General features: G+C 57.9%; 1 protein-coding gene. It reads right to left on the bottom strand.

Annotation, left to right across the window (positions count from 1 at the left end):
• Window positions 1-1,273 (bottom strand): transcription termination factor NusA (gene nusA, locus CFE47_RS31175; RefSeq protein WP_286843034.1); only part of this gene is annotated, 1,273 nt, incomplete at its 3' end.
• Between the last annotated feature and the right edge of the window lie 49 nt (window positions 1,274-1,322).

Below are 1,322 nucleotides of genomic sequence, written 5' to 3'. Positions count from 1 at the left end.
CCTCAGTAGCGATGGCTTTAGTCAACAAACGATCCTTGGCCCGAGCGCGAAGCTCGTTGACGGTGTCTTCGTCAAAGCCGTCGATGTTGAGCATTTCTTCCAACGGTACGTAGGCAATCTCTTCCAGACTGGTGAAGCCTTCATCTACCAGCACCTGTGCCAGGTCTTCGTCGACTTCCAGCTCGTCGATGAAGTTGCGCAGGATGTCACCGGTTTCAGCTTGCTGCTTAGCCTGGATGTCCGATTCGGTCATCACGTTCAGGGTCCAACCGGTCAGTTGGCTGGCCAGACGCACGTTCTGACCACCACGACCAATGGCCTGAGCCAGATTGTCTGCGCCAACGGCGATGTCCATTGCATGGGCATCTTCGTCAACGATAATTGCCGCCACTTCAGCCGGCGACATGGCGTTGATCACGAACTGCGCCGGGTTATCGTCCCACAGGACGATGTCGACACGCTCACCGCCCAACTCACCCGACACTGCCTGGACGCGCGAACCGCGCATACCGATGCAAGCGCCTTGCGGGTCGATGCGTTTGTCCTTGGAGCGGACCGCAATCTTGGCGCGCGAACCCGGGTCGCGGGACGCAGCCATGACTTCGATCAGGCCTTCGGCGATTTCCGGCACTTCAATACGGAACAGCTCGATCAGCATTTCCGGCGCGGTACGCGACAGGATCAGCTGAGGGCCTCGGTTCTCGGTGCGGATTTCCTTGAGCAGCGCACGCAGACGCACGCCGACACGGAAGGTTTCGCGGGAAATGATGTCTTCGCGGGCCAGCAACGCTTCGGCGTTGTTGCCCAGGTCAACGATCACGTTATCGCGGGTAACTTTTTTCACGGTGCCGGAGATGATTTCACCCAGGCGCTCGCGGTAAGCGTCAACGACTTGAGCGCGCTCGGCTTCGCGAACCTTCTGCACGATGACCTGCTTGGCGGTCTGTGCAGCAATACGGCCGAACTCGATCGACTCGATCTTTTCTTCGACGACATCACCGACCTTGGCACCAGGGTGCGTTTGCGCAACCTTGCTTGGCCAGGTTTCGATGGCCGGATCATCAAGATCGGCTTCTTCGACGACCGTCCAGCGACGGAAAGTCTCATAGGCACCGGTGTGGCGGTTGATTTCCACACGCAGATCAACTTCGTCTTCAAAACGCTTTTTGGTAGCAGTGGCCAGAGCCAGCTCCAACGCTTCAAAAATCACGTTTGCCGGTACGCCCTTTTCATTGGATACCGACTCAACAACCAGCAGTACTTCTTTGCTCATCGTACGCCTCGCCTTTCGCAAGCCATTGGATCCGCGGGATCCGCGTCTC

It is taken from the genome of Pseudomonas sp. PGPPP1 (assembly GCF_002255865.1).
GTDB classification, from domain to species: domain Bacteria; phylum Pseudomonadota; class Gammaproteobacteria; order Pseudomonadales; family Pseudomonadaceae; genus Aquipseudomonas; species Aquipseudomonas cremoris.
This window is presented reverse-complemented; position numbering and strand designations above follow the sequence as displayed.